Raw genomic sequence first — 1,597 nt, 5'->3', positions numbered from 1 at the left:
AGCGTGATCCGCAACGTGTACGAGGAAACCAACCTTCCCGCGTCGATACTGATCGGCGGCACCGTGCTTGGGCTGCTGGCGGCAGCCTGGCTTGTCCATCGCTTCGTCGAGCGCCCACTCGCACCCTTGATCCGCGGCTTCGTATTGGACCGGCGACGACAATGAGCACCAGACGCCACGCGCCGAACACGAGGAAGGGTGTGGATCCGACGACCGCGGAGGCCGATTCCGCCTTCCGCGAGCTGTTCGAGGCCGCGTATGACGATTTGCTGCTCTTCGTCGAACGCCGTGCACACCTCGCCGTTGCCGAAGACGTGGTCGCCGAGACGTTCTTGATAGCGTGGCGCCGCTTGGACGAGGTACCGAAGTCACTCGGCGAGGCCCGCGCCTGGCTGTTCACCGTCGCCCGCAATGTTCTGCACAATCGGCAGCGCAGCGACCAGCGGCAGCAGAGCCTCGCGCTTCGCGTCCTCCAGGAACCCGATGCTCCGAGCAGCGCCGAGGCCGACCTCGCGGCTACCCGCGTCGACCTGGTGAAGGCTTGGCAGCGCCTGTCATCGGCCGATCAGGAAGTGCTGACGCTGACCGCGATCGAAGACCTCACCGGGCCGCAGGCAGCACACGTACTGGGCATTTCCCGGCCCGCGTTCAGTTTGCGCCTGCTGCGCGCCCGTCGCCGCCTGCGTCAGCATCTTGGTCAGCGGCCGATCAGCGAACCCACAAACGTCCCTGCACCGGCCGGCCCTTCACGACGCGGAGGCTCCGCATGACCCACGACGACGTCCTCGCCCGGACAATCCGCTCTGCCGCCGTCCCGGTGCCCGCACGAGTCGCGCAGGAACCCGCGCGAGAATTGCTCGAGCGGATCGTCGCCACTGATCGGCGACCGCGCCCGGCACCAGCGCGCACACCGCACCGTCGGCCTCGCCTGGCGATCGCCGGCGCGGCCGGAGCGCTCGCCGCCGCTGTCGCCTTCACCCTGACATTTCTCAACGCTGGTCCCGCGTTTGCGTCGTGGACGCCCGAGCCGAGTCCGATCTCGGATACCGAGGCACGCGACATCGCCGGCAAATGCCTGCCTGCCCAGGACGCGAGCGTCGCAAGGGTGGTCATCGGTGAAAAACGCGGCGAGTACGCATACGTGAACGCCGTGTCGCCGGCTGGAAGCCAGACATGCTTCCGCGATCGCAACGGGGACGTGACGAATACCAGCATCCTGACCGTGCTGACCAGCACCGAGCGGCTCGGTGCCCGGGGTGTCGAGCTGTACTCGTGGGGTCAGCTACGCACCGACGAAGGCTACGTCCGGATCATGGCGGGACACGTCGGCTCACAGGTGACGAGCGTGGAGATCAACTTGCGGACCGAGGATGGCGATTCGTCACGGACGGCGCGGGCAACCGTTCGCGACGGTTACTTCGGCGCCTGGTACCCCGAAGGCCTCGATGAGTCGAGCAGCAACACCACCACACTGACCGTCCGCCTCGCAGACGGCAGCGCGGTGATCCTGTCCGCCCGCGAACTGTACGAACAACCGAAGCTGGACTGAGGGTGGCTCGGCAGGCCCCGCCCGCCCACGTGCTGGCCGGTTTGCTAC

At 67.4% G+C, this 1,597-nt stretch carries 2 protein-coding genes; both read left to right on the top strand.

Features of this window, described 5'->3' with window-relative positions:
- Positions 1 to 200 precede the first annotated feature (200 nt).
- Positions 201 to 770 carry a sigma-70 family RNA polymerase sigma factor gene (locus AB0L34_RS33680; protein ID WP_043327218.1) on the top strand — a complete coding sequence of 190 codons (570 nt, stop codon included), beginning with the start codon at positions 201 to 203 and terminating at the stop codon, positions 768 to 770.
- Complete coding sequence (locus AB0L34_RS33675) at positions 767 to 1,549, top strand: hypothetical protein (RefSeq protein WP_157539201.1); 783 nt, start codon at positions 767 to 769, stop codon at positions 1,547 to 1,549. Before AB0L34_RS33680 ends, AB0L34_RS33675 begins: the two co-directional genes overlap by 4 nt.
- The last annotated feature ends 48 nt before the right edge of the window (positions 1,550 to 1,597 follow it).

It is taken from the genome of Micromonospora sp. NPDC052213 (genome assembly GCF_040679695.1).
Lineage (GTDB): Bacteria > Actinomycetota > Actinomycetes > Mycobacteriales > Micromonosporaceae > Micromonospora.
Note: the sequence above shows the minus strand (reverse complement) of the source record. Positions and strands in the feature narration are given on the sequence as shown.

Excerpts from the sequence above, each read along its gene's own strand:
- AB0L34_RS33675 (WP_157539201.1), top strand. The coding sequence starts at position 767 with ATGACCCACGACGACGTCCTCGCCCGGACAATCCGCTCTGCCGCCGTC.